Below are 24,450 nucleotides of genomic sequence, written 5' to 3'. Positions count from 1 at the left end.
GCGCGGCGCGGCGGCCCGGGACTGTCGGCGGCTGCTCCTAGCGTGGCGGTGTGCGCATCCTCCACACCTCCGACTGGCACCTCGGGCGGTCGTTCCACCGCGAGGGCATGCTGGGGCACCAGGCTGCGTACGTCGACCACCTGCTCGAGGTCGTGGCCGCAGAGCGGGTCGACCTGGTCGTGGTCGCGGGCGACATCTACGACCGGGCGCTCCCCCACGTCGACGCGGTCCGCCTCGCCGACGAGGCGCTGGCCCGGCTCGCCGCCAGCCGCGCCACGGTCGTGCTCACCAGCGGCAACCACGACTCGGCCCAGCGGCTGGGGTTCAGCTCGCGGCTGATCGACGCGGCCGGCGTCTTCATCCGCACCGACGCCGGCACCGTCGGCACCCCGGTGCTGCTCGACGACGAGCACGGCCCGGTCGCGGTCTACGGCATCCCCTACCTCGACCCGGACGCGGTGCGCGAGCCGTGGGGTCTCGCGGGGCGCTCGCACGAGGCCGCCCTGACCGAGGCGATGCGGAGGGTGAACGCCGACCGCGCGACCCGCCGCGCCCGCAGCGTCGTGCTCGCACACGCCTTCGTCGCCGGCGCCCAGCCCAGCGACTCCGAGCGGGACATCAGCGTCGGCGGCGTCTCGCTCGTGCCGACCAGCGTCTTCGACGGCGTCGAGTACGCCGCGCTCGGGCACTTGCACGGCAGGCACACCCTGACCGAGACGGTCCGCTACTCCGGGTCCCCGCTGGCCTACTCGTTCTCCGAGGCGGCCCACCTCAAGGGCTCCTGGCTGGTCGACCTGGGCGCCGGTGGCGTCGAGAGCGCGGAGTTCGTCGAGGCGCCGGTCCCCCGGCGGCTCGCGCGGCTGCGGGGCACCCTCGACGACCTGCTCCACGACCTGACGCTGACCGAGCACGAGGACGCCTGGGTGCAGGCCATCCTCACCGACACCGTCCGCCCGGTGCAGGCGATGGATCGGCTGCGCAGCCGCTTCCCCCACACGCTGGTGATCGGCTTCGAGCCGGTCGGCGGCACCCCGGACCGGGGCCCGCTCCGGGCTCCCCACGGCCGCTCCGACCACGCGATCGCCCTGGACTTCGTCGAGGCCATGCGCGGCGCCCCCGCCACCAGGGCCGAGGCCGCGCTGCTCCAGGCGGCCGTCGACGCCTGCTGCGAGGATCCGGACTTCGACGTGCTGGTGAGCACGTGAGACTCCACCACCTCGAGATCACCGCCTTCGGACCGTTCGCCGACCCGGTCCGGGTGGACTTCGACCACCTCTCCGACGCCGGCCTGTTCCTGCTGTCCGGTCCCACCGGCGCCGGCAAGACCAGCGTCCTCGACGCCGTCTGCTTCGCCCTGTACGGCGACGTGCCCGGCGACCGCAGCACCGCCAAGCGGCTGCGCTCCGACCAGGCCGCGCCCGGCCTCCGGCCCCGGGTGGAGCTCGAGGCGACGCTGTCCGGCCGGCGGTTCCGGATCGTCCGGTCGCCCTCGTGGGAGCGGCCCAAGAAGCGCGGGTCCGGGACGACCACCGAGCAGGCGTCGGTCACCATCGCCGAGCGCGTCGACGGCGAGTGGTCGACGCTGAGCACCCGACTCGACGAGACCGGTCACCTCGTCACCCGGCTGGTCGGCATGAACGTCGGCCAGTTCACCCAGGTCGCGATGCTGCCGCAGGGCCGGTTCCAGGCGTTCCTGCGGGCCCGGTCCGAGGAGCGCCACCACCTGCTGCAGCAGCTGTTCCGGACCGGCCGGTTCGAGGGCGTGGAGAAGTGGCTGCGCGACCACCGGCTGGCGCTGCGCAAGCGGTCGGAGGCCGCCGAGGCCACCGTGGCCGACCTGGTCAGCAGGGTCAGCGAGGCGACCGGCGCGGACGCCCCCCAAGCCGGGACCGGCGCCTGGGCTCGCGGCCTGCTCGACCACGCGGCCGAGCGCGCCACCGAGACGGCCGCCCACGCCGCCGAGGCGGCTGCGGCGGAGGCCGCCGCCCGCGGCCTGCTCGCGGAGGCCCGCACGCTCATCGAGCGGCGCGCCCGGCTCGACGCCGCCGGCGTCGAGCACCAGCGGCTGCTGGCCGCGGCCGAGGAGCACGACGCGGCCCGCGAGCGGCTCGCCGCCGCCCGCCGGGCCGCGCACGTCGTCCCGCTCCACCGCGTCGCGGTGGCCGCCCGGGCCGCGGTCACCGGCACCGACCGCGACGAGCTCCACGAGCACCTCGCGACGACGATCGACGAGGTGGCCGGCCTGCGCGCCCTCCAGCCGCAGGTCGCCCGACGCCGCGAGCTGCACGCCGAGCTGCACCGCCTGCGGGCGCGCCGGGAGGCGCTGGTCCGCGCCGACGAGGAGGCCCGGGCCGTGGCCCGCCGGCAGGTGGCGACCCTCACCACCCGCCTCGCGGAGGCCGAGCGGGCCCACGAGGCGGCCCGGGCACTGACCCTGGACCTGCGCGAGCGTGCCATCGAGCTGCGCGAGCTCCGCGTGAACGGCATGGCGGCCGAGATCGCCGCGGGGCTCGTCGTCGGCGGCAGCTGCCCCGTGTGCGGGTCGTGCGACCACCCCCACAAGGCCGTCGCCTCGGCCGACGCGCCCGACGCGGCGGCGGAGAAGGCCGCTCAGAAGGCCGCGGACGACGCCGCGGCGGTCGAGTTCCTGCGCAAGGACGAGGTCCGCGACCTGGCCACGAGCCTCGCCGCAGCGACCGAGCGGCTCGACCGGACCCCGCCCGAGATCGCCACCGAGATGACCGCCGTGGCCACCACCCTCGACCACCTCTCCGGCCAGGCGGCCGAGCTCGACGAGGCCCTCGCGGACTACGACGACGACCTGCTGGGAGCCGCCGTGGACCGCGAGCGCCGGCTCCGCGCGGCGATCGCCGCCCTCGACGACCTCGAGGCGGCCGAGCAGGTGCTGGCCGCCGGGACCGAGGAGGCGGGCTTCGGCTCGGTGGACGACGCGCTCGCCGCGGCCCTCGACCAGTGGCAGTACGACGACCTCGCCCACCGCATCGCCGAGCACGACCGGCGGCTCGCCGCGGTCACCGCGGTGCTCGCCGAGCCCGGCGCCGACGAGGTCGCCGCGGCCGTGCTCCCCGACCTCGCGGCGCTCACCGGCGGGCACGAGGAGGCCCTCCGGGCGCTCGGCGACGCCCGGGCTCGCGAGTCCCGCTGGGCCGCGCTCGCCCAGCGCCTGGGCTCCCTCGTCGGCGAGCTCGAGGCCGCGCTGGCGACCTGGGCGCCGCTGCGCGACGAGCTCGAGGTCGCGACCCGGCTGTGCGCCTTCGTCGAGGGCAAGTCCGCCGACAACCGCCTGCAGATGCGGCTGTCGGCGTACGTCCTCGGCTACCGGCTCGGGCAGGTGGTCGACGCGGCCAACGCCCGGCTCGCCGGCATGAGCGACCAGCGCTACTCCCTCGAGCACACCGGACGCCGCGGCGCCGGCGAGACCCGCGGTGGCCTCAGCCTGCTGGTGCGCGACGACTGGTCCGGCGAGTCCCGCGACCCGGCGACCCTGTCCGGCGGTGAGACGTTCGTGGTCTCGCTGGCGCTGGCGCTCGGCCTCGCCGACGTGGTCACCCAGGAGGCCGGCGGCGCCGACCTCGACACGCTGTTCGTCGACGAGGGCTTCGGGTCGCTGGACGCGGACACCCTGGACGACGTGATGGACACCCTCGACTCGCTGCGCGACGGCGGCCGCGTCGTCGGCGTGGTCAGCCACGTCGCGGAGATGCGCGACCGGATCCCCACCCAGCTGGTGGTGCGCAAGGACCGCCGCGGCTCGACCCTCGCGGTGCGCCGGTAGGCCGTCGCCGGCGTCGGTCCAGACCATCGGACGGCTTCCCGCGATTCCCCGTCGACCCGGGTCCGGAATTCCTACGCTGGGCCGGCCTCGGTCCGGGCGGTCGGATCATCGCCCACTCACGGGTGGGCCGGGCGCCTCCTACTCTCCACGAGGTGCTCCATGCCCCGAGCTCTGTCCTGCCCGCGCCTGCTCACCGTGCTCGCGCTGGCCGTCGCGTCCCTCGTCGTGACGCCCGTCCGCGCGGACGCGGCCGACACGACGGTCACGACGTACGACGAGCTCGCCGCCGCGTTCGCGGCCGGTGGGACGGTGGTGCTCGCTGCCGACATCGCCGCGTCCTCCTCCCTCGCGACCGGCGGAGGCGGGGTGACCCTCGACCTCAACGGCCACGCCCTGACCCTGCACGGAGCGGGCTCCTACAACGCCGGCATCGGGGTGGCGGTGGGGAACCCGCTGACCGTGACCGACAGCTCCCCCGGCGCGGCGGGGGTGCTCGACACCTGGGGCGGGGACAGCTCCCCCGGTCTCGGGGGTTACGGCAACCCGCCGATCTCCCCCGGACTGATCACCATCGCCGGCGGCACGGTGCGGGCGCACGGTGGATACGACGCGGCCGGCATCGGTGGCGGCATCTACCAACCGGGGGCGACCGTGATCGTCTCCGGGGGCCGGGTCGAGGCCACCGGGGGCGACCGTGGTGCCGGGATCGGGATCGGCTTCCAGTCCCACCATCGGCGCGAGTCGGCCGGCACCGTCACGGTCACCGGCGGCACCGTGGTGGCGCAGGGCGGAGTCAGTGGCGCCGGCATCGGCGGCGGCGACGCGATCTACCAGGACGCCACGAGCCGCGGCGGCGACGGGGCGACGGTGACGATCACGGGCGGCAGCGTGGTCGCGCAGGGCGGCTCGGGCGGCGCCGGCGTGGGGGGTGGCTCCGGCAGCGGCATCGGGATCAACGGCGGCTCGGGCGGCGCCGTCACGGTCAGCGGCGGGACGCTCGAGGCGACCGGCGGACAGGGGGCTGCCGGTGTCGGCGGCGGTCGAGGGGGGCTCTGGTTCAACTCGGTCGTGGGAGACGGGGGCTCCGGCGGTACCGTCGCCGTCAGTGGCGACGGCGTGCTCATCGCCCGCGGCTCGGCCGCCACCAGCATCGGCGGCGGCAAGGGCCAGGACGGTCCGGGAGACTTCGGCAGCCTCACCAGCTCCGGCACCGTCGTCGTGCCCGCGGGCGCTGCGCTGACCATCCCCGCCGGGGTGACGGTCGACAACGCCGGCACCCTCCGGGTCGCCGGCGACGTCAACGGCGCCGGCACCCTCCGCAACTCCGGACGCGTGGAGCGGTCGGCGACCGAGGCCCTGACCACGCCGCTGTCCGTGGCGAGCGTGACCGGCCACCACTACCTGCTGGAGTTCGACAGCCTCGGCGTCTCGGACCCGGAGCACGGCGACCTCCTCGTCTACGCCGACACCGTCGAAGCAGCGCACCTCGCCGTGCCGATCCCGCCGACCCCGGCCCCCGTGACGTTCGCCGGGTGGGCCACCGACGCGGGGACCTCCGTCGGCGACGGCACGTCGCTGAGCGCCCTGGTCGCGGGCCACACCGCGGACAGCCCGCGCTCGACGCTGGCGTTGCGCGCGGGGTACGACGGGCCGCCGGCCTTCACGGGCCTCGCCGGAGACACCGCCTTCACCATCGGCACCGCGGGCAGCGTCACGCTCCGCACGCTCGCCGGCCCCGCGGCGACGCTCTCGGTCGAGGGTTCGCTCCCCGCGGGCGTGACGTTCACGGACCGGGGCGACGGAACCGCCGACATCGCCGGCACCCCGGCGAGCGGGACGGCGGGCTCGTACCCCCTCACGGTGACCGCGTCGAACGGCCGCTCCCCCGACGCCACCCACGACCTGGTCATCACCGTGGAGAGGATCAGCCAGGACGTGCGCATCACGGGAGTCCCCAGCCTCCCTCTGGTCGAGGAGACCTTCACGCCCACGGTCGCCGGCGGCGCCTCCGGGAACCCGGTGACCCTCGCCAGCACCGGCGCCTGCACGGTCGCCGACGACGTGGTGACCTTCACCCGGCGGGGCGAGTGCACCGTGACCGCCAGCCAGGCCGGCGACGATCGGTACGCCCCCGGGTCGGACAGCTGGACCGCGACCGTCACCGGGACGGCGCAGAGCGTCGCGTTCACCACGAGCCCCGCGACGATGATCCCGCCCTTCCCGTACCGGCTGGCGGACTACGTCGGCGCGAGCTACGTCCCCGCGGCCACCGCCACGTCGGGTCTCCCGGTGTTCCTGAACGCGGTCGGGGAGGGCTGCAGCTGGGACGGCACCACCGTCACCTTCGTCGCCCGGGGCCGGTGCTTCGTCTTCGCGGAGCAGGCGGGCAACGACCAGTACGAGCCGGCCGACAGCGACCAGGTGATCACCGTGCTCCGGGGCACCCCGCAGATCGTGTTCGGCAGCACGCCACCCTCGGACCCGCGGATCGGCGGGACCTACACCCCGGCCGCGACCGCCACGAGCGGCGAAACGACGTCGTTCGCGGTGTCCGGGGGCTGCACGCTCGACCAGGGCACGGTGACGTTCCAGCATGCCGGCACCTGCACGCTCACCGCCTCGACGGCGGGCAGCTACGACTACTACCCGACGGATGCCGCCCAGCGGATCGAGGTGGCGCGCGACCCGCAGACGCTCGCGTTCACGAGCGCACCGCCCACCTCGGCCCGCGTCGGGGAGGGGTACGCCGTGTCGGCGACGAGCACCGCCTCCGACCTGCCGGTCGCGTTCTCGGCCAACCAGGAGGTGTGCTCGGTGTCCGGGCGGACCGTGCTGCTCACGGCCGCCGGCACCTGCACGATCACGGCCATCCAGGCCGGCGACGGTGACCGGCTCCCGGCAGCGGAGGTCACCCAGAGCTTCCCGGTGAGCCGACGTCTGCAGCAGGTCACCTTCACCAGCATGCCGCCGTCCGAGGCACGGATCGGCGACACCTACACGGTCGGGGTGAACGCGGGCGCGTCCGGGCAGCCGGTGACGCTCACGACCTCGTCGGAGTGCACCGTATCCGGTCGCCAGGTGACGCTCCTCCACGCGGGCGCCTGCGTCATCACGGCCGCGCAAGCGGGCGACGCGAACCACGAGCCGGCGCCGCCCGCGCTCCAGGTCGTCCGGGTGCGACGGACGCCGCAGGTCCTGTCCTTCGCCTCCACGCCGCCGACCCCCGCGCGGATCGGCGGCATCTACGCCCCGCAGGTCACGGGCGGCGTCGCGGCCCGGATCGTCCTGGTCGCCGGCGGGAGCTGCGAGCTCGTCGGTCAGTCGGTGACCTTCACCCATGCCGGCGGGTGCACGGTGACGGCGCAGCAGGCCGGCGACGACGACCACGCCCCGGCCGACCCGGTCTCGCAGCAGATCACGGTCGAGCGGCTCGACAGCCGGCTCACCGTCGCGGTGCGCGGCGGCCGCCTGGTCGCCGAGCTGCCGGTCGGGTCCGGGCTCCCCGCGCCGCAGGGCGACGTGCGGTTCGCCGTGGACGGGGTCGACGTCGGCAGCGCCCCGCTCGTCTCGGCGGGCGGCGGCATCGCGCGCGCCGACCTCGACCACCAGGTCCCGAACGGCGGCCGGCACCGGGTCAGCGCCGAGTACGACGGCGGCGCCGACTACCGGGGTGCCGCGGCGGACGTGGTCCGCGACGACCCGACGATCGTCGCCACCGTCACCAGCGCCCTCCCGGCCAACGCGGCCGGTTGGTACCGGACGCCGGTGACCGTGCGCTTCGTGTGCACCGCGACCACGGGAGCCCTGCTCGACCCGTGTCCCGACCCGGTGGTGGTCGACGCCAGCGACGGCGACCGGGTGGTCACGGGCACCGTCCGGGCCGCGGACGGCGGGACGGCGAGCGCGCGGGTCGACGGGCTGCACGTCGACAGCACCCGCCCCAAGGTGCGCATCGACGGCGTGCCGAGCGGGATCGTCGACCGGCACCCGCTCCTCGCGGTCGTCTGCACCGACCGGGTGTCCGACGTCCGGACCTGCCGGCTCACCCGGTCCCGGGAGCGGGTGAGGGCCGACGTGGTCACCTGGACCTACGAGGCGACCGCGACCGACGAGGCGGGGAACGCTCGCAGGACCACGGCTCAGGTCCTGGTCCGCAGGCGGTGACCGGGCGCGCCCCGCTCTCGGGGCGCGCCGGTCGGGTCGGTCCGCCGACAGCCGAGCGCTAGGCGTCCACCGAGCCGTGGTCGGCGTCGTAGGTGTCGCCGGTCAGCTTGGTCTTGGCGAAGCTGAGCAGCGACGCGACCTTGCCGCCCGGGGAGTCCCAGTACTCGCCGTGCTCGACGTCGACCCGCAGGAGCGTCGCGTTCGGGTCGTCCGGCCCGCCGGGGAGCCAGGCCTCCGCGAACGTGTTCCAGAGCTCGGCGAGCTTGTCCCGGTCGTCGACCACCGCCGCCGTGCCGTAGACCGCGACCCAGGAGTCGCGGGCCGTGAAGGTGAGCGACACCCGCGGCTCGGCGCCGATCGCCCGGGTGTGTGCGGCGTCCTTGACCGTGATGAACCACAGCTCGGCCGACGGCTCGACCTCCTGGCGCGCCATCGGCACGCTGCGCGGTCCGTCCGGCCCGAACGTCGTCAGCATCCCGATGGGGACGTCCTCCAGCAGGTCGACGAGCTTCTTCCGGTCCCCGTTGTCATCAGCCATGCAGCCGGGGTACCCGATGTCAGCGCAGCGACTCCCACGCGTCGACGTCGAGCCCCCAGTCCTGTGCGAGCCGACGGGCCTGCGGCCGGTAGAGCACACGCAAGCCGTCTCGGGTGCCCTCGGGCCAGTCCCACTCCGCCTGGTCCGCCGAGCTCGAGCGCGACGGCGCCTCCACCGCGGCGAGCGGCACCGGGTCCAGCCCCATCCGGGCCCACACCGCGTCGACGGCACCCTGCGGGTCCGCGCGCACCCGCTCGTAGACCATCACCACGAGCCGCTCGCGCCCGACGAAGGACGCCCACATGTCGAGCTGGTCGGCGTAGCAGCCGGCCCAGGTCTGCAGGTTGATCGGGATCGGGTACGGCTGCGACCGGCCGCGCGTCACGCCGAGCCGCATGGCCGACCGGTACCGCTCCACCGGGTCGCGCAGCAGCACCAGGATCGGCGCGTCCGGCACCAGCCGGGGCACGACGACCCCGGCCGACGGGTGGCGCAGGTACTGCGGCGAGAAGTCACCGCGGCGTACTCCGTCGTCCGGGAACAGGTCGAGGTACGTCGAGGCCGGGACCCGGCCGTCGGCCACCTTGTGCAGGAGCTGCTGCTCCTTCTTGCCGTTGGTGCCCAGGTCCACCTCGGGGTGCTGGGTGAGCAGGCCGGTGAACCACGCCGTGCCGCTGCGCTGCGCGCCGATGCCGAGCCAGGAGGGTGCACCCATGACCGGGAACCCTAGTCAAGGGGCAGCCCGGTCACACCTTCCGGGGAACGTGGTGGCCCAGGGTGAGCATCGGCCGCATCACCTTGTGCCCGAGGTCCGCCGTCGGGTCGAACATGCACGGGCACCCACCGTCGATCACGGTGATCCCGTGCTCGCGCCCGTACGCCGCGGCCGCCGCCGACACGCTGCCCGCGCCGGGGCCGCGGTGCATCCAGACCTGCGTGATCCCCGCCTCGGCGCACTCGTGCATGGTCTCCTCTGCGTGCTCCGGGCTGGTGCCGATCACCACGGCGTCGACGCCGCCCGGCACCGACCGGAGGTCGTGGTAGCACCGGTCTCCCTCGACCTCGTCGGCGTGGGGGTTGACCGCGAACACCTCGTAGCCCCGGTCCCGCAGCCGCTGGTAGACGACGTTGCTGCCGTGGCCCTTCGGGTGCCGCGAGACCCCGGTCACCGCGATCCGCCTGTTCGCCAGGAACTCCGACGCGGCCTGCTTCATCGTGGGCATGACGGCTCCTCCCATCTCGTGCCTGCACCTCCACGCTGGGCAGTTCCCCCGGTGGGGGGTAGGGCCCAAGGCGGTGGCCCGGCGAGGACCTCCGGCCCTGCCCGCCCGGTCGGGTAGGTTCGCGGCATGAGTGGACCGGCGCTGGATCCCACGTTCACCGCGCTCCCCTACCGCAGCCTCGGCGACGCCGCCCTGTCCCGCGCGGCCGAGCTCGGTGCCACGCACGCCGACTTCCGGTTCGAGCGGGTGCGTTACCAGAACGTCGTCGCTCGCGACGGCGTCCTGCAGAGCGCGAGCGACAGCGAGGACCTCGGGTTCGCGGTCCGGGTGATCCACGGCGGCGCCTGGGGCTTCGCCTCCGGGGTCGTGCTCACCGCCGAGGAGGCCGTCCGGGTGGCCGAGACGGCGGTCGCGGTGGCCCGCGTCGCGGCGGAGATGACGACCACGCCCGTCGAGATCGCACCCGAGCCGGTGTACGACGACGTCACCTGGGTGTCGTCGTACCGCCAGGACCCGTTCGAGGTGCCCACGCGTGACAAGGCGGCGCTGCTCGTCGACTGGACCGAGCGGCTGCGCACCGGCGCGGCGGTCGACCACGCGTCCGCGCACCTGCTCCAGGTCCACGAGTGCAAGTACTACGCCGACCTCGCCGGCACCCGGACCACCCAGCAGCGGGTCCGGCTGCACCCCGGGTTCGAGGCGATGGGCGCCGGCGCCGACGCGTTCGACTCGATGGCGAGCATCGCGCCGCCGGCCGGCCGCGGCTGGGAGTACCTCGACGGCGGCCCGGACTCCTGGGACTGGGACGCCGAGATCGAGCAGGTCCCCGAGCTGCTCGCCGAGAAGCTGAAGGCGCCGAGCGTGGAACCCGGCACGTACGACCTGGTGATCCACCCGTCGAACCTCTGGCTGACCATCCACGAGTCGATCGGGCACGCGACCGAGCTCGACCGGGCGCTCGGCTACGAGGCCAACTACGCCGGCACCTCGTTCGCGACCCCGGACCTGCTCGGCACCCTGCAGTACGGCTCACCGGTCATGAACGTCACCGGCGACCGCATCGTCGAGCACGGCCTCGCCACGGTCGGGTACGACGACGAGGGCGTGGCCACCCAGCAGTGGGACATCGTCCGCGACGGCGTCTTCGTCGGCTACCAGCTGGACCGGGTGATGGGCGCCGCGATGCCCGAGCTGAACGATGGCCGCTCCAACGGCTGCGCGTACGCCGACTCCCCCGGCCACATCCCCATCCAGCGGATGGCGAACGTCTCCCTCCAGCCCGCTCCGGACGGGCCGTCCACCGCGGAGCTGATCGGTCGCGTCGAGCGCGGGCTCTACGTGGTCGGCGACAAGTCCTGGTCGATCGACATGCAGCGCTTCAACTTCCAGTTCACCGGGCAGCGGTTCTTCCGGATCAGCGACGGCGAGCTGGTCGGCCAGGTCCGCGACGCGGCGTACCAGGCGACCACCACGGAGTTCTGGAACTCGATGGAGGCGGTCGGCGGCCCGGACACCTGGCTGCTCGGCGGCGCCTTCAACTGCGGCAAGGCCCAGCCCGGCCAGGTCGCCGCGGTGAGCCACGGCTGCCCGACCTCGCTGTTCCGCGACGTCCGCATCCTCAACACGACCGAGGAGGGCGGCCACTGATGACCGACCAGACCCGGAGGCCCCAGCGCTTCGTGGAGCACGGCCTCGCCACCTCGACCGCCGACGACTGCATGGTGGTCGTGCGCGAGCGCACCAGCGCCAACCTGCGGTGGGCGAACAACACGCTCACCACGAACGGCGTGATGTCCGGCCTCGACGTCAGCGTGATCTCGTTCGTCGGCTCCGCCACGGCCTCGGTCTCCGGCAGCGCGACCACGACGGACGGCGTCGCCGCCCTGGTCGAGGCGGCCGACGCGGCCGCGCGCGCCGCCGATCCGGCCGAGGACGCCAACGAGCTGGTTCGCGACCGCACCTCTCCTGACTGGGACGAGCCCGCGGTGCCCACCGACATCCACGTGTACGACGCCGTCGCCCCCGCGCTGGGCGAGGCGTTCGGGCGGGCCCGGGCCGCGGGCCGGGTCCTCTACGGCTTCGTCAACCACGAGGTGGCCACGACGTACCTCGGCTCCTCGACCGGCCTGCGGCTGCGGCACGTGCAGCCGACCGGCCACGTCGGCTGCACCGGCAAGACCGCGGACCTCACCCGCAGCGCCTGGGTGGGGGCGGCGACCCGCGACTTCACCGATGTCGACCCGCTCGCGATCGACGACGAGCTGGCCCGCCGGCTCGCGTGGGCAAAACGGCGCGTGGACCTGCCGGCCGGACGGTACGACACGATCCTGCCGCCGACGGCGGTGGCGGACCTGATGATCGACGCCTACTGGCACGCGGGCGCCCGGGTGGCGTGGGAGGGGCAGTCGGTCTACAGCCGGCGCGGCGGTGGCACGCGCCTCGGCGAGCCGATCGCGAAGGCGGGGGTCGACCTCCTCTCCGACCCGGCGTACGCCGGACTCGAGTGCCTGCCGTTCGTGGTCACGTCCAGCTCGAGCAACGAGGAGTCGGTGTTCGACAACGGCCTGCCCCTCGGGCGGACCGACTGGATCCGCGACGGCGAGCTGACCGCGCTGATCCAGACCCGGCACACGGCCGCGATGACGTCGCAGCCGGTGACCCCCGGCATCGACAACCTGGTGCTCGAGGTCGTCGGTGGCTCCGGCTCGATCGAGGACCTGGTCGCGGGCACCGACCGCGGGCTGCTGCTCACCTGCCTCTGGTACATCCGCGAGGTCGACCCGCAGACCCTGCTGCTCACCGGCCTGACCCGCGACGGCGTCTACCTGGTCGAGAACGGCGAGATCACCGGTGCCGTGAACAACTTCCGGTTCAACGAGAGCCCGATCGACATCCTGAACCGGTTCACGCACGCGTCGGCCACGGTGCCGGCGTTCAGCCGCGAGTGGGGCGACGACTACTTCAGCCGGACCGCGATGCCCGCGCTGCGGGTGCCCGACTTCAACATGTCGAGCGTGTCGCAGGCCCAGTGAACCGCTCCCACACCGCGGGCAGCGCCTCGTCCAGCGCCGCGGCGCGCGCCTGCTCGCGGGCGTGCAGCCGCCCGTAGGTGAAGGCCGGCTCGCCCTCGGCGGCGGCCGCCTCGGCCAGGCGGAGCAGGTGCGCCCGGACGACCACGGTGTCCTGGCGCTCCCCGAGGTGCTGGGTCAGCCGCTTGGCGGCCGCGGCCAGCCGGCGGGCGTCCTTGCCGCCGTCCGGCTCCCACGCCTCGGCGGTGTACCGGAGCCGCTTCGCGGCCTTGCGCAGGTCGTGCATCGCGGGGTCGTCACCCGGCCGCTCGGCGACCGCCCGGTGCCGCCGCACCACCCGGTCCAGCTCATTGCGCACCCGCCGGCGGGTCACCCGTGGCTGCGGGTCCAGCGCTGCCAGCTCCGCGCGCAGGGCGGCGAACCGCGGCGAGTCGAGGGCGTCGGGCGACGGCCGCGTGCCGCCGTAGGTCCGCTCGAGCCGGCGCTCGACGCTCGGGTCCACCAGGCCGGCCGGCTCTTCGACGACCATCCGCACGAGCAGCTGGTGGACGACGTACCGGTCGCGGGCGGCGCTCAGCTGGTCGCCGAGCCAGCGCAGCTCGTCGCGGAGCGGTCCGCGCGGGGCCACGGCCCGCAGCCGCCGGCAGTCGATCCGCGCCCGGTGCACGCCCTCGGGCTCCCGGCGGCGGACCGCCTCGACGTCCCGGTCCAGCGCGGCGACCTGCCGCGCGAGGTAGCCGTCCGTCATCCCAGCGCCACCTGCGCGAGGAGACCCAGCAGGTTCTGTGCGAGGAAGACGCCGACCACGACGGCCCCCACCAGCAGCGGCGCTCGTCCCGCCGGCCCGGCGCGGCGCGCGAGCCGCCAGGTCAGCAGCAGCGGTGCCGCGAACACCAGGCAGGCCGGGAGGCCGGCGGCCAGCAGGACCCACCCGGGCACGTCGGCGTCGGTCGAGTCGTAGCCGTAGAGCGTCACGAGCCCCTCGCCGACCACGAACGCCGCCACGAAGGACACCAGGAACAGCAGCAGGCTCCACCAGGCCCGGCGTACCGGATCGGGCGAGTCGGCGTGGTGCGCGGCGTGCGTCATCGGGATCACCGGTCCCAGCATCGCCCTCCGCGGCCCTCGGCGGACAGGGTCACAAGTCCCGTGGAACCCCGGGATCACTGGATCCGTGACACCCGATTCGGCATCATCGATACCCGCGACGAGCGTGCGGGAGGTTCCCCGGTGAAGCATCTGGTTCGCCTTCCTCGCCTGCTGTCCGGCCGCAGGCTCCGCGCGGGCGGAGGAGCCCTTCCCGGCGAGACCGTCGTCGGTCTGGAGCCGGTGCGGGGCCAGGACGGTCGCATCGACATCGACGCGACCCTGGCTCGGGCGCGCGACGACTCGATCGCGACCGGCGTGACCGGCCGGCTGCTCGAGCAACGGCTCGCCTTCTACCGACAGGCCCTGGAGCGCCTCGCCGCGCGCGACACCGGCGCGCCTCCGGGCGGCGACGAGGTCTGATCAGTCCGGCAGGCCGCCCGGGATCGGCGCGTCGGGGTCGTACGGCGTGCGCGTGTAGACGAACGTCGCCACGTCGAGGTAGCGGACCGAGCCGTCCTCGCGGCGCACGACGTGCATCTCCTCTCCCGCGTGGTAGCCGGTGCGGCCGACGACCCGGCCGTCCGCGACGACCCGGAACCGGTAGGCCTCGACACCGTTGCGGTAGCCGACCAGCTCGTCGCCCGCCATCGCGAAGACCACCGGGGTGTTGCCCCAGTGCCACACGCCGGGCACGCCGGCGAGCGCGTCCGGGACACCGGACGACGGGAGCCACGGCTCGGCGATCGTCGGCTCGCTGCTCTCCAGCTCGGCGAGCAGCTCCATGACGATCGCCGCCGGCGAGTAGCCGGTGGTCGCGTTGGTGAGCACCACGCCGCCGGTGCGCCGCTTGCGGTCGACCAGCACCGTCGCGAGGAAGCCGGGCATCGAGCCGGTGTGCCCGGCCAGCGAGCCGGAGCCCCCGGCGAAGAGCTGGAACCCGAGCCCGTGCGCCGACCTCATGCCGTCCTCGGGGCTGCCCGCCTGCGGTGCGTACGCGCGGTCCAGCTCCTCGACCGACAGCACGTCGGGGTGACCCTGCCCGAGGAACACGGCGTACCTCGCGAGGTCCTCGATCGTCGCCCACACCTGGCCGGCCGGGGCCATCGCCCCGGTGTCGGTCGCGGGCTCCGCGACCAGCGTGCCGTCGTACGGGTGCACGGACCGGCCCTGCGCGGCCGCGCCCTCGGGGAGGTACGACGTGCGCGTCATGCCGAGCGGGGCGAGGACCCGCTGCCGGACCGCCTCCCACCAGGTGGTGCCGAGCAGCCGGGCGGCCAGCTCGCCGAGCAGCGCATAGCCCAGGTTGGAGTAGTGGAACCGCTCCCCCGCGCCGAAGACGCCGCCGCTGCCGTCGTTCGCGGCCACCAGCTCGCCGAAGGACAGCCCGGCCGACCGCTCCCACCACGACCCCGACGGCTCGGACTGCATCCCCGAGGAGTGCGCGAGCAGGGTGCGGACGGTCCGGTCGGCGTACCCGACGTCGCCGAGCACCGTCGACGCCGGGTCGTCCAGGCCGATCCGCCCGTCCCGCACCAGCTGCAGCACCAGCACCGCGGTCATGGTCTTGGTGATCGACCCGACCCGGTACTGCACGTCGAGCGGGTCGTGGCCGGGCACCGCCGGCGACCCGTACGAGCCGAACCAGGCCGGCGCGCCGTCGCGCACCAGCCCGGCGACCACCGACGGCAGCTTCCCGGTGCTCTGGGCGTGGGCGAGGCGGGCGAGGAGCCGGCGGGACGTGTGGTCCGAGACAGTCACTCGGCGAATGCTTCCAGAGGCGGGCACGCGCACACGAGGTGCCGGTCGCCGTACGCCTGGTCGATCCGGGCGACCGGGGGCCAGTACTTGTCCGGGTCGATGCCGCCCGGGAACGCACCGAGCTCGCGCGGGTACGCGCGGTCCCACTCCCCGGCCAGCGCGCGGGCGGCGTGCGGGGCGCCACGCAGCGGCGACTCCTCCGGCGTCCACTCCCCCGCGGCCACGCGGTCGATCTCGCCCTTGATCGCGATCATCGCGGCGACGAACCGGTCGATCTCGGCGAGGTCCTCGGACTCGGTCGGCTCGACCATCAGCGTGCCCGCGACCGGGAACGACATCGTCGGCGCGTGGAAGCCGTAGTCGATGAGCCGCTTGGCGACGTCGTCGACCGTCACGCCGGTCTCCTTGGTCAGCCCGCGCAGGTCCAGGATGCACTCGTGCGCGACCAGGCCGCCGTGGCCGCGGTAGAGCACCGGGTAGTGCTCGCCGAGCCGGGTGGCGATGTAGTTCGCCGACAGCACCGCGACCGCGGTCGCCCGGGTGAGGCCGGCCGCCCCCATCAGCCGGATGTAGGCCCACGAGATCGGCAGGATGCCCGCCGACCCGTACGGCGCAGCGCTGATCGGGCCGATGCCCGCACGCTTCTCGGCCTCGGGGTGCATCGCGTGCGAGGGCAGGTACGGCGCCAGGTGCGCGCGCACCGCGACCGGGCCGACGCCCGGGCCGCCGCCGCCGTGCGGGATGCAGAAGGTCTTGTGCAGGTTCAGGTGCGAGACGTCGCCGCCGAACTCGCCGGGCCGGGCGTAGCCCAGCAGCGCGTTGAGGTTGGCGCCGTCGACGTACACCTGACCGCCGTACTCGTGCACGATCCGGCACAGCTCGGTGATGGTGTCCTCGTACGCCCCGTGCGTCGACGGATAGGTCACCATGATCGCGGCGAGGTCGTCCGCGTGCGCCTCGCACTGGGCGCGCAGGTCGTCGAGGTCGATCTCGCCGCCCTCGTCGGACTTCACGACCACGACCTTCATGCCGGCCATCACCGCGGACGCGGCGTTGGTGCCGTGCGCGGACGACGGGATCAGGCAGACGTCGCGCTCGCCCTGGCCGTTCGCGCGGTGGTAGCCGCGGATCGCCAGCAGGCCCGCGAGCTCGCCCTGCGACCCGGCGTTCGGCTGGATGGAGACGTGGTCGTAGCCGGTGACCTCGGCCAGCCAGCCCTCGAGCTGGGTGACCAGCTGGCGGTAGCCGGCCGCGTCCTCGGCCGGCGCGAACGGGTGCAGGTCGGCGAAGCCGGGCAGCGAGATCGGCTCCATCTCCGTGGTGGCGTTGAGCTTCATCGTGCACGAGCCGAGCGGGATCATCCCGCGGTCCAGCGCGTAGTCGCGCGCCGACAGCCGCCGCAGGTAGCGCAGCATCGCGGTCTCGCTGTGGTGGCTCGAGAACACCTCGTGCGTGAGGTACGGCGTGGTGCGCCGCAGCGGCTCCGGCAGCGCGTCGCCGGTCGCCCCGTCGAGCGCGTCCAGGTCGGTCACCGGGACGCCGAAGGCCTTGAGCACGCTGGAGATCGTCGACCGCGTCGTGGTCTCCGAGGTGCTGATGCCGACGTGGTCGGCGTCGACGAGCCGGAGCTGCACGCCCAGGGACCGGGCGGCGGCGACCACGTCGGCGGCGCGGCCGGGGACGGGCACGGTCAGCGTGTCGAAGAACTCCTCGTGCACGACCGGGATGCCGGCCTCGGCCAGCGCCGCCGCGAGGACCGCGGCGTACCGGTGCGTGCGGGTCGCGATCGCGCGCAGCCCGTCCGGGCCGTGGTAGACGGCGTACATCGACGCCACGACCGCGAGCAGGACCTGCGCGGTGCAGATGTTGGACGTCGCCTTGTCGCGGCGGATGTGCTGCTCGCGGGTCTGCAGCGCGAGGCGGTACGCCGGGCGGCCCTCGGCGTCGACGGAGACGCCGACCAGGCGACCGGGCAGGTGCCGCTCCAGGCCGGCGCCGACGGCGATGTAGCCCGCGTGCGGGCCGCCGTAGAAGAGCGGGACGCCGAAGCGCTGGCTGGAGCCGATCGCAACGTCGGCGCCGAGCTCGCCCGGGGACTCCAGCAGGGTGAGCGCGAGCAGGTCGGCGGCGACCACGGCGAGCGCGTTGCGCTCGTGCGCCTGCTCGATCACCGCGCGCGGGTCGAGGACCCGCCCCGAGGCACCGGGGTACTGCACGAGCACGCCGGACAGCCCCCCGTCGTCCAGCAGAGTGTCCGGGAGCCCGTCGGCGAGGTCGGCGACGACGACCTCGATCCCCATCGCCGCGGCCCGGGTGCGGATCACGTCGATGGTCTGCGGGAGCGCGTCGGCGTCCACGACGAACGGGCCGGACGCCTTCTTGTTGGCCCGGCGCACCAGCGTCATCGCCTCGGCCGCGGCGGTGCCCTCGTCGAGCAGCGACGCGTTCGCGGTGGGCAGGCCGGTGAGGTCGCCGACGACGGTCTGGAAGTTGAGCAGCGCCTCGAGCCGGCCCTGGGAGATCTCGGGCTGGTACGGCGTGTACGCGGTGTACCAGCTCGGGTCCTCGAGCACGTTGCGGCGGACGACCGCCGGGGTGATCGTGCCGTGGTAACCCAGGCCGATCATCGCCTCGCCGGGGCGGTTCTGCCCGGCGAGCTGCCGCAGCTCGCGGGCGGCGGCCTCCTCGCTCAGCGCGGTCGGCAGGTCCAGCGGGGTCGACGTGCGGATGCCCGGAGGGACGGCCGCGTCCATGAGCGCGTCGAGCGAGTCGAACCCGAGACGGTCGAGCATGGTCGCGACGTCGGCGTCGCGGACGCCGAGGTGGCGTTCGACGAACGGCAGCGCGCCGTCCAGCTCGGTGAGGGTGGGATGGTCGGCCATGCTGGGGGCTCCTCGGAGTCGACTGTCGTCGTTCGGGTGCCTCCCCCTCTGTCGGCGCGTCCCTTCGTCGGACGGGGCACGCCTCCAGAGCTGCCTGCTCCGTGCGGTCCTGGTGCCTGAGAGGTTCCGGGGAGGAATTGCCCCTTCGGCGTCCCCGTGACGGGGACTCTCCCGCGCGGGATCGTCAGCACCTCAAATGTAGCCGAGGCCCGGGAGAACCCGGGCCTCGGTCTCGCAGCGTGTCGGGACCGGTCAGCCGGTCTTGCGCGCGGCGCGGCGCGCGGCGAGCTCGTCGCCGGCGACCGGCGCCTCGTCGTCGGCGGCGGTGCGCTCGCTGGGCAGCTCGGCGAGCGTGCCCTCGATCTCCTGCCAGACGCCCCCGATGGCGATGCCGAAGACGCCCTGGCCGCCCTGGAGCAGGTCGATGATCTCGTCGTTGCTGGTGCACTCGTACACCGAGACGCCGTCGCTCATCAGCGTGACGCGGGTCAGGTCGTCGGTGCCCCGCTCGCGCAGGTGCTGGACCGCGGTGCGGATCTGCTGCAGGGAGATGCCGGCGTCGAGCAGCCGCTTGACGACCTTGAGCAGCAGGATGTCCTGGAAGGAGTACAGCCGCTGCGAGCCCGAGCCCTTGGCGCCGCGGACGGTCGGCTCGATCAGGCCGGTGCGGGCCCAGTAGTCGAGCTGCCGGTAGGTGATGCCGGCGGCGTTGCACGCGGTCGGCCCGCGGTAGCCGGTGTCACTGGGGAGCGGGGACACGTCGTCGGTGAACAGGAGGCCCTGCTCCTCCGCCGCCGCGGTCGCCTCGGCGACCTCGACGTTCTCGGTGTGCTGCTCGTTCTCGTTCACGCGGTCCTCCGACGGCTATCCGTTGTGCGTAACACCGGGGAAGTAGTTACAACGGAGACACTTCAAGGTAGGTCCCCGGCGCGCGACCGTCAAAGACGCTGTCGGCGTGTCGTCAACCCTCAACCTCTACTTGAGAGTGAGGGTTGACCTCACTCGGTCGGAGCGTCGAAGTCCTCCGGCGTGACCTGGTCGAGGAACTCGCGGAACTTCTCGACCTCGTCCTCCTGCTCGGCGGGAACGGCGAGGCCGGCCTCGTCGAGGACCTCCTCCGCGCAGACGATCCGGGAGCCGGTGCGCAGCGCCAGCGCGATCGAGTCCGACGGCCGGGCGCTCACCTCGGCCCCGGAGCCGAACACCAGGGTCGCGAAGAAGACCCCGTCGCGCACGTCGGTGATGCGCACCTCGGTGAGCTCGTTGCCGGTGGCGTCGAGCACGTCCTTCATCAGGTCGTGCGTGAGCGGCCGGGGCGGCACCACCCCCTGCTGGGCGAACGCGATGGCGGTCGCCTCGACGGCCCCGATCCAGATGGGGAGGTAGCGCTCCCCCGTCACCTCGCGCAGCAGCACGATCGGCTGGTTCGAGGGCATCTCGACCCTGACTCCCATGACATCGACTTCGCGCACGTCCCCACAGTACTCCCGACCCGTGGGACCCGGCCGGGACCCGACTTGTCGGCGAAAGCCTGCACTTGTCGGCCGGAACTTCGGCCGACAAGTTCCGGTTTCCCCGGTCGACCGGGGAAACCTCCGCCACGCCCTCAGCCGGACCGGAGCCCGATCTTCACCAGCGTCGCGTGCAGCCGGACGGAGAGGGCCGCGATCTCGGAGACGGTCTCCTCGGCGCGGGCCTTGGCGGCGGTGTCGCGGCCGGCCTTCTGGGGTGCGACCACCTGGGCGACCAGGCCGACCTCGCGGTCGGCGGCGGTCTTGAACGCGCGCAGGTGCCGCGGCTCGAGGCCGAAGTCGGCGAGCTCACGGGCGGTCTGGGCGACCACGAGCGCATCGGTGTCGTAGTGGCCGGCGCGGGACGGGGCGATCAGCCCGAACTGCTCCAGCTCGCCGAGCAGCTCGTCGGAGATGTCGGCGATCTTGACCAGCTCGCGCCGGGAGAGCCGCAGGTTGTCGCGCCGGCGGAACGACTCGGCGCTGGGCAGCCCGTCGGCGGCCAGCGCGACCGTCGGCACGGTCGGCACGACCGGGTCGATCGGCGGCGGCTCGAGGCCGCGGTCGATGGCGTCGAGGTGCTCGCCGATCACCCGCAGCGGCAGGTAGTGGTCGCGCTGCATCCGCAGCACGTAGCGCAGCCGGTCGACGTCCTCGTGGGAGAACTTGCGGTAGCCGGCCGGGGTGCGCTCGGGCTTGATCAGCCCCTTGTCCTCGAGGAACCGGATCTTGGGGATGGTGATGCCCGGGAAGTCGGGACGGAGCTGGTCGAGCACCTCCCCGATGTTCATCCTCGCCCGGGAGGACGCCGCGCCCGAGGCCGCGCCGCTCATCGGCCCGCGTGCCCCGAGAAGAACACCAGGCGGTACTTGCCGATCTGGACCTCGTCGCCGTCGGTGAGCTGCACCCGGTCGATCCGGTCGCGGTTCACGTAGGTCCCGTTGAGGCTGCCGACGTCGCTCACCGTGAAGGTGTCGCCCGAGCGGTGGAACTCGGCGTGCCGGCGCGACACGGTCACGTCGTCGAGGAAGATCTCGCTGTCGGGGTGCCGCCCCGCGGTCACAACGTCCGCGTCGAGCAGGAACCGGCTGCCCGAGCCCGGGCCGCGCTGCACGACCAGCAGGGCATGGCCGACCGGGAGCGCGTCGACCGCGGCCGCGTCGACCGCGTTGAGCTGCCGGTCCGAGGTCTCGACCTTGTCGCCGGTGCCGATCGAGATCGTCGCCGTCGACTCGTTCCCCGCCTCCGGCGCCTGCGGAGCGGCCGGCTCCGGCGTCACCAGCCGGGTGCCGCACTGGGAGCAGAAGCGGGCGTCGTCGGGGTTCTGCTTGCCACACGCGGTGCAGAACGGCATCGGATCAGTCCTCCGGGCGAAACCCTCAACGCCGGGTTGAGGTTGATGGTTGCCCCGAACCTATCAGCCGGGGCCTGCCGATCAAGGCAGGATCAGGACCCCAGCGACGACTCGTACGCCGTCGCGTCCATCAGGCCGTCGAGCTCGGCCCGGTCGGACGGCACGACCTCGAACAGCCAGCCACCGCCGTACGGGTCGTTGTTGACCAGCTCGGGGGTCGCGTCGAGCGCGTCGTTGCGGGCCACGACCTCGCCGGAGACCGGGGCGTAGACGTCGCTGACCGACTTGGTCGACTCCAGCTCGCCGCAGGTGGTGCCGGCGCCGACGGTCTCGCCCACCTCGGGCAGCGAGACGTAGACGATGTCGCCGAGCGCGTCCTGGGCGTAGTGCGTGATCCCGATGCGGACCGAGCCCTCCTGCTCGCCGGGCTCGCGGACCCACTCGTGCTCGCTGGTGTACTTCAGGTCGTCGGGGTACAAGGCGTCTCCTCGGGACAGCTGGTCGGGGTCCATGGGGGCGAAACCCCCGTGCGGGAGGCTACTGCCCCGGCGCGGGACTCGCGTACCCCGGCTTCCCCGGCTTGGCGACGCTCTCGATGTCGAGCGACTGCAGCTCGTCGACCGTCACCGACGCGCCGTCGTCCGCGAACAGGTCCCGCGGGCCGTCGGGGAAGTCGATTCCGGAGTCGGCCAGGGTGTGCGGGTCGCCGATCGCGTCGATGACGTACGGCGAGGTGACCAGCTCGCCGTCCACGAGCAGCCCGCCCGCCGCGTCCTCGACCGCGGTGTCGGCGACCACCCGGACCTGGCCGTTGACCTGGATCGCCTCGGCGCCGGCGGTGCGCAGCTCCTGGATGGTGTCGACCATGCTCTGGACGCTCACCTGCCCGGTGTCCTCGGTGACCGTCACCCGGATGCCCGGACCGGTGACCGGGACCACCCCGGCCAGGATCGCCAGGTTGTCGGCCTGCTGCTGCGCCTGGGCCAGCGCCGCCTCGCGCGAGCCGGTGCTCGACTGCAGGTCGTCGCGGGTGCGCTGCAGCCGGGCGATCTCCGACTCCGCTCGCTGGGTGGTCCCGGCCAGACCGGTCAGCACGTCGATGAGGTCCTGCTCGCGCAGGCCCGCGTAGGTGTTGTCGACCTGGGTGAACCGCACCTGGGTGACGGCGGCGTACCCGAGCAGCGCCAGCAGCACCGCGACGACGACCTGGCCGCGGGTCGGGCGCAGCAGGGCGCCGCGGAGGCGGTCGCGGCCGGTCGGGTTCTCGGGGACGTGGTCAGGCATGGAACAGGTGCCTCCGGATGGCGGCGACGTTGGAGAAGATCCGGATGCCGAGGACGACGATGACGCCGGTCGACAGCTGCCCGCCGACGCCGAGCTGGTCGCCGAGGTAGACGATCGCGGCGGCGATCACGACGTTGCTCACGAACGACACCACGAAGACCTTGTCGTCGAAGATGCCGTCCAGGTAGGCGCGGAGCCCGCCGAAGACCGCGTCGAGGGCGGCGACGACGGCGATGGGCAGGTAGGGCTCCAGGCCGAGGGGGACGTCCGGCTGGAACACGACGCCCAGCACGACCCCGACCAGCAGTCCGAGCGCGGCGATCACTCCGGCGCCTCCTTACGGTGTTCGTTCTGGTTCTGCGCGGCGGTTCCCTGCTCCGCCGACCGCAGCCGGGCCACGCGCGCCGGCGCGGCCTGCAGGGTGAGCTGGTCGACATTGTCCATGCTCCACGGGAACCCCAGCTGCTCGACGAGGCTGCGGAACCACAGCCCGCTCGTCGTCTGCATGAGATCCGCCTGGAGGGTGTTCTTGTTGCCGATGGCCGTGATGACGTACGGCGGGGACAGGGACCTGTTGTTGACGCGGATCGCGATGCCGGAGTTGCGGATCGCCGAGCGCGCGGTGAGCCGGTTGCCGTTGACCGCGATGGCCTCGGCGCCGGCCTCCCAGAGCCCGTTCACCGCCGGCCGCAGGTCGCGGTCGCGGACCAGGGTGCCGTCCGGGTTGTCGTCGACGGTGATCTTCACGCCCGGCCCGGTGACCGCCTCGAACCCGGTCGACGTGGCGAGCCGTTGCACCCGGCTCTCCGCTGCCAGCTGCTGCGAGGTGACGGCGTCCAGCTGGGACTGCAGTCCGACGTTGAGCTCACGCTGCCGCACGATCCGGCGCTGCAGCTCGGCGAGGTTGTCCCGGCCCTGGTTGATCTGCTCGATCAGCGAGGTGCGGCTCGCACTGCGCACGTCCGCGCCCTGCTGGGTCTGGAGCGCCGCGACCGTGACGAGCACCCCGAACGCCGCGACGACCACCACCCCCAGCCGGTGCGGGCGCGGCTTCGCGCCGGGCTCGGCCGCCCGCCGCTCCGCGACGTGCAGGTAGTCCTCGTCCAGCGACTGCTGGGTGATCAGCGTCAGCAGCGGGGTGTTCACCCGGTCGTTCGGCGGGGCCTCGACGTCAGGCATCGGTGCCCGCCGTCCGCCGTTCGGTGGTCCTGAGCAGCGTGCGGACCTGCCAGGCGTAGAGGACGCCGGCCCACCAGTAGAGCCCGATGCCCCAGATCGCGAACGCCCATCCGAACACGTTGGCCAGCGTCGCGACCGTGCCGTCGCCGTCGCCGAGCAGCAGCAGCGGGAACGCGTAGAGCAGGTTGAAGGTCGCCGCCTTGCCGAGGAAGTGGACCGGCAGCGCGCTGTAGCCGCGGGTGCGGAGCAGCGGCACCAGGCCCCACAGCAGCAGGTCGCGCAGCGGCAGCGACAGCGCGACCCACCACGGGATCACCTCCCGCAGCGCGAGCCCGACGACGACCGCGAGGATGTAGAGCCGGTCGGCCACCGGGTCCAGGATCTGGCCGAGCGCGGAGGTCTGGCCCCACCGCCGCGCGAGATAGCCGTCGAGGAAGTCGGTGACGCCCATGACGGCCAGCAGCGCCAGCGCCCAGCCGTCCGCCTCCGGGCCGAGCACCAGCCACAGGAAGACCGGCACCCCCGCCAGCCGGAGCAGGCTGAGCAGGTTGGGTACCGTCCACACGCGCCACACCTGCTGGCGCGTCGAGTCATCGGCCACTGCTCGCCTGTCTGCTCTCCCCGGTCGTCTGCCGACGCCACC

Annotated in this window: 22 protein-coding genes and 1 riboswitch; of the genes, 6 read left to right on the top strand and 16 right to left on the bottom strand. The window is 73.8% G+C overall.

What is annotated here, in order from left to right; all coding sequences use genetic code 11:
- Positions 1-50: 50 nt before the first annotated feature.
- The 3 genes from ABD086_RS10475 (at position 51) to ABD086_RS10465 (ending at position 7,960) form a co-directional block, all read left to right on the top strand.
- Positions 51-1,205, top strand: coding sequence for an exonuclease SbcCD subunit D (locus ABD086_RS10475; protein ID WP_343907466.1), 1,155 nt, complete (start codon positions 51-53; stop codon positions 1,203-1,205).
- Positions 1,202-3,796, top strand: coding sequence for an AAA family ATPase (locus ABD086_RS10470; protein ID WP_343907465.1), 2,595 nt, complete (start codon positions 1,202-1,204; stop codon positions 3,794-3,796). The genes ABD086_RS10475 and ABD086_RS10470 overlap by 4 nt, the downstream gene beginning before the upstream one ends.
- A gap of 159 nt (positions 3,797-3,955) precedes the next feature.
- Complete coding sequence (locus tag ABD086_RS10465) at positions 3,956-7,960, top strand: putative Ig domain-containing protein (protein ID WP_343907464.1); 4,005 nt, start codon at positions 3,956-3,958, stop codon at positions 7,958-7,960.
- Between the two features lie 58 nt (positions 7,961-8,018).
- Here ABD086_RS10465 and ABD086_RS10460 read toward each other — a convergent pair whose 3' ends face one another.
- The 3 genes from ABD086_RS10460 to ABD086_RS10450 are packed head-to-tail and all read right to left on the bottom strand — an operon-like array spanning position 8,019 to position 9,721.
- Positions 8,019-8,498, bottom strand: a complete 480-nt coding sequence (locus tag ABD086_RS10460; protein WP_343907463.1) for a pyridoxamine 5'-phosphate oxidase family protein — start codon at positions 8,496-8,498, stop codon at positions 8,019-8,021.
- Between the two features lie 19 nt (positions 8,499-8,517).
- Entirely contained in the window at positions 8,518-9,213 is a 696-nt protein-coding gene (locus tag ABD086_RS10455; protein ID WP_343907461.1) for a sulfotransferase, read from the bottom strand.
- 31 nt (positions 9,214-9,244) lie between these two features.
- Entirely contained in the window at positions 9,245-9,721 is a 477-nt protein-coding gene (locus ABD086_RS10450) for a CoA-binding protein (RefSeq protein ID WP_343907460.1), read from the bottom strand.
- A gap of 126 nt (positions 9,722-9,847) precedes the next feature.
- On the opposite strand from ABD086_RS10450, the gene ABD086_RS10445 reads away from it, so the two are divergent.
- On the top strand, positions 9,848-11,368 hold the full coding sequence (locus ABD086_RS10445) for a TldD/PmbA family protein (RefSeq protein WP_343907459.1): 1,521 nt from the start codon (positions 9,848-9,850) through the stop codon (positions 11,366-11,368).
- A complete protein-coding gene (locus tag ABD086_RS10440; protein WP_343907458.1) occupies positions 11,368-12,753 on the top strand; it encodes a metallopeptidase TldD-related protein in 1,386 nt (461 codons plus the stop codon). The genes ABD086_RS10445 and ABD086_RS10440 overlap by 1 nt, the downstream gene beginning before the upstream one ends.
- On the opposite strand, the gene ABD086_RS10435 is transcribed toward ABD086_RS10440, so the two are convergent.
- Entirely contained in the window at positions 12,722-13,498 is a 777-nt protein-coding gene (locus ABD086_RS10435; RefSeq protein ID WP_343907457.1) for a CHAD domain-containing protein, read from the bottom strand. The two genes, ABD086_RS10440 and ABD086_RS10435, sit on opposite strands and share 32 nt — an antisense overlap.
- Positions 13,495-13,848 (bottom strand): hypothetical protein, encoded by a 354-nt coding sequence (locus tag ABD086_RS10430; protein ID WP_343907456.1) that lies wholly within the window; start codon positions 13,846-13,848, stop codon positions 13,495-13,497. Before ABD086_RS10430 ends, ABD086_RS10435 begins: the two co-directional genes overlap by 4 nt.
- Positions 13,849-13,980: 132 nt before the next feature.
- Between ABD086_RS10430 and ABD086_RS10425 the strand changes: the two genes are divergently transcribed.
- Positions 13,981-14,259, top strand: a complete 279-nt coding sequence (locus ABD086_RS10425) for a hypothetical protein (protein WP_343907455.1) — start codon at positions 13,981-13,983, stop codon at positions 14,257-14,259.
- On the opposite strand, the gene ABD086_RS10420 is transcribed toward ABD086_RS10425, so the two are convergent.
- The 11 genes from ABD086_RS10420 to clsA form a co-directional block, all read right to left on the bottom strand.
- Positions 14,260-15,597, bottom strand: a complete 1,338-nt coding sequence (locus tag ABD086_RS10420; protein WP_343907454.1) for a serine hydrolase domain-containing protein — start codon at positions 15,595-15,597, stop codon at positions 14,260-14,262.
- Positions 15,594-18,479, bottom strand: coding sequence for an aminomethyl-transferring glycine dehydrogenase (gene gcvP / locus ABD086_RS10415; RefSeq protein WP_343907453.1), 2,886 nt, complete (start codon positions 18,477-18,479; stop codon positions 15,594-15,596). Before gcvP ends, ABD086_RS10420 begins: the two co-directional genes overlap by 4 nt.
- 94 nt (positions 18,480-18,573) lie before the next feature.
- A riboswitch (glycine riboswitch) is annotated at positions 18,574-18,663 on the bottom strand.
- 68 nt (positions 18,664-18,731) lie between these two features.
- Positions 18,732-19,328: a MerR family transcriptional regulator gene (locus ABD086_RS10410; RefSeq protein WP_343907452.1), complete on the bottom strand. Its 597-nt coding sequence runs from the start codon at positions 19,326-19,328 to the stop codon at positions 18,732-18,734.
- Between the two features lie 149 nt (positions 19,329-19,477).
- Positions 19,478-19,951, bottom strand: a complete 474-nt coding sequence (locus ABD086_RS10405; protein WP_343907451.1) for a bifunctional nuclease family protein — start codon at positions 19,949-19,951, stop codon at positions 19,478-19,480.
- Positions 19,952-20,085: 134 nt separating this feature from the next.
- Positions 20,086-20,823: a transcriptional regulator FtsR gene (ftsR, locus tag ABD086_RS10400; RefSeq protein WP_343907450.1), complete on the bottom strand. Its 738-nt coding sequence runs from the start codon at positions 20,821-20,823 to the stop codon at positions 20,086-20,088.
- Positions 20,820-21,344: a zinc-ribbon and FHA domain-containing protein gene (locus ABD086_RS10395; RefSeq protein WP_343907449.1), complete on the bottom strand. Its 525-nt coding sequence runs from the start codon at positions 21,342-21,344 to the stop codon at positions 20,820-20,822. Before ABD086_RS10395 ends, ftsR begins: the two co-directional genes overlap by 4 nt.
- Positions 21,345-21,436: 92 nt before the next feature.
- Complete coding sequence (gcvH, locus tag ABD086_RS10390; protein WP_343907573.1) at positions 21,437-21,823, bottom strand: glycine cleavage system protein GcvH; 387 nt, start codon at positions 21,821-21,823, stop codon at positions 21,437-21,439.
- 58 nt (positions 21,824-21,881) lie between these two features.
- Positions 21,882-22,628 (bottom strand): DUF881 domain-containing protein, encoded by a 747-nt coding sequence (locus ABD086_RS10385; protein ID WP_343907448.1) that lies wholly within the window; start codon positions 22,626-22,628, stop codon positions 21,882-21,884.
- Complete coding sequence (locus ABD086_RS10380) at positions 22,621-22,953, bottom strand: small basic family protein (RefSeq protein WP_343907447.1); 333 nt, start codon at positions 22,951-22,953, stop codon at positions 22,621-22,623. The genes ABD086_RS10385 and ABD086_RS10380 overlap by 8 nt, the downstream gene beginning before the upstream one ends.
- On the bottom strand, positions 22,950-23,807 hold the full coding sequence (locus tag ABD086_RS10375) for a DUF881 domain-containing protein (protein WP_343907446.1): 858 nt from the start codon (positions 23,805-23,807) through the stop codon (positions 22,950-22,952). The genes ABD086_RS10380 and ABD086_RS10375 overlap by 4 nt, the downstream gene beginning before the upstream one ends.
- Positions 23,800-24,408, bottom strand: coding sequence for a cardiolipin synthase ClsA (clsA, locus tag ABD086_RS10370; protein ID WP_343907445.1), 609 nt, complete (start codon positions 24,406-24,408; stop codon positions 23,800-23,802). The genes ABD086_RS10375 and clsA overlap by 8 nt, the downstream gene beginning before the upstream one ends.
- Positions 24,409-24,450 lie beyond the last annotated feature (42 nt).

The organism is Nocardioides aquiterrae (genome assembly GCF_039526625.1).
In the GTDB taxonomy this organism is placed as follows: Bacteria; Actinomycetota; Actinomycetes; order Propionibacteriales; family Nocardioidaceae; genus Nocardioides; species Nocardioides aquiterrae.
The sequence above is the reverse complement of the archived record's forward strand: the minus strand, read 5'-3'. Positions and strand labels throughout refer to the sequence as shown.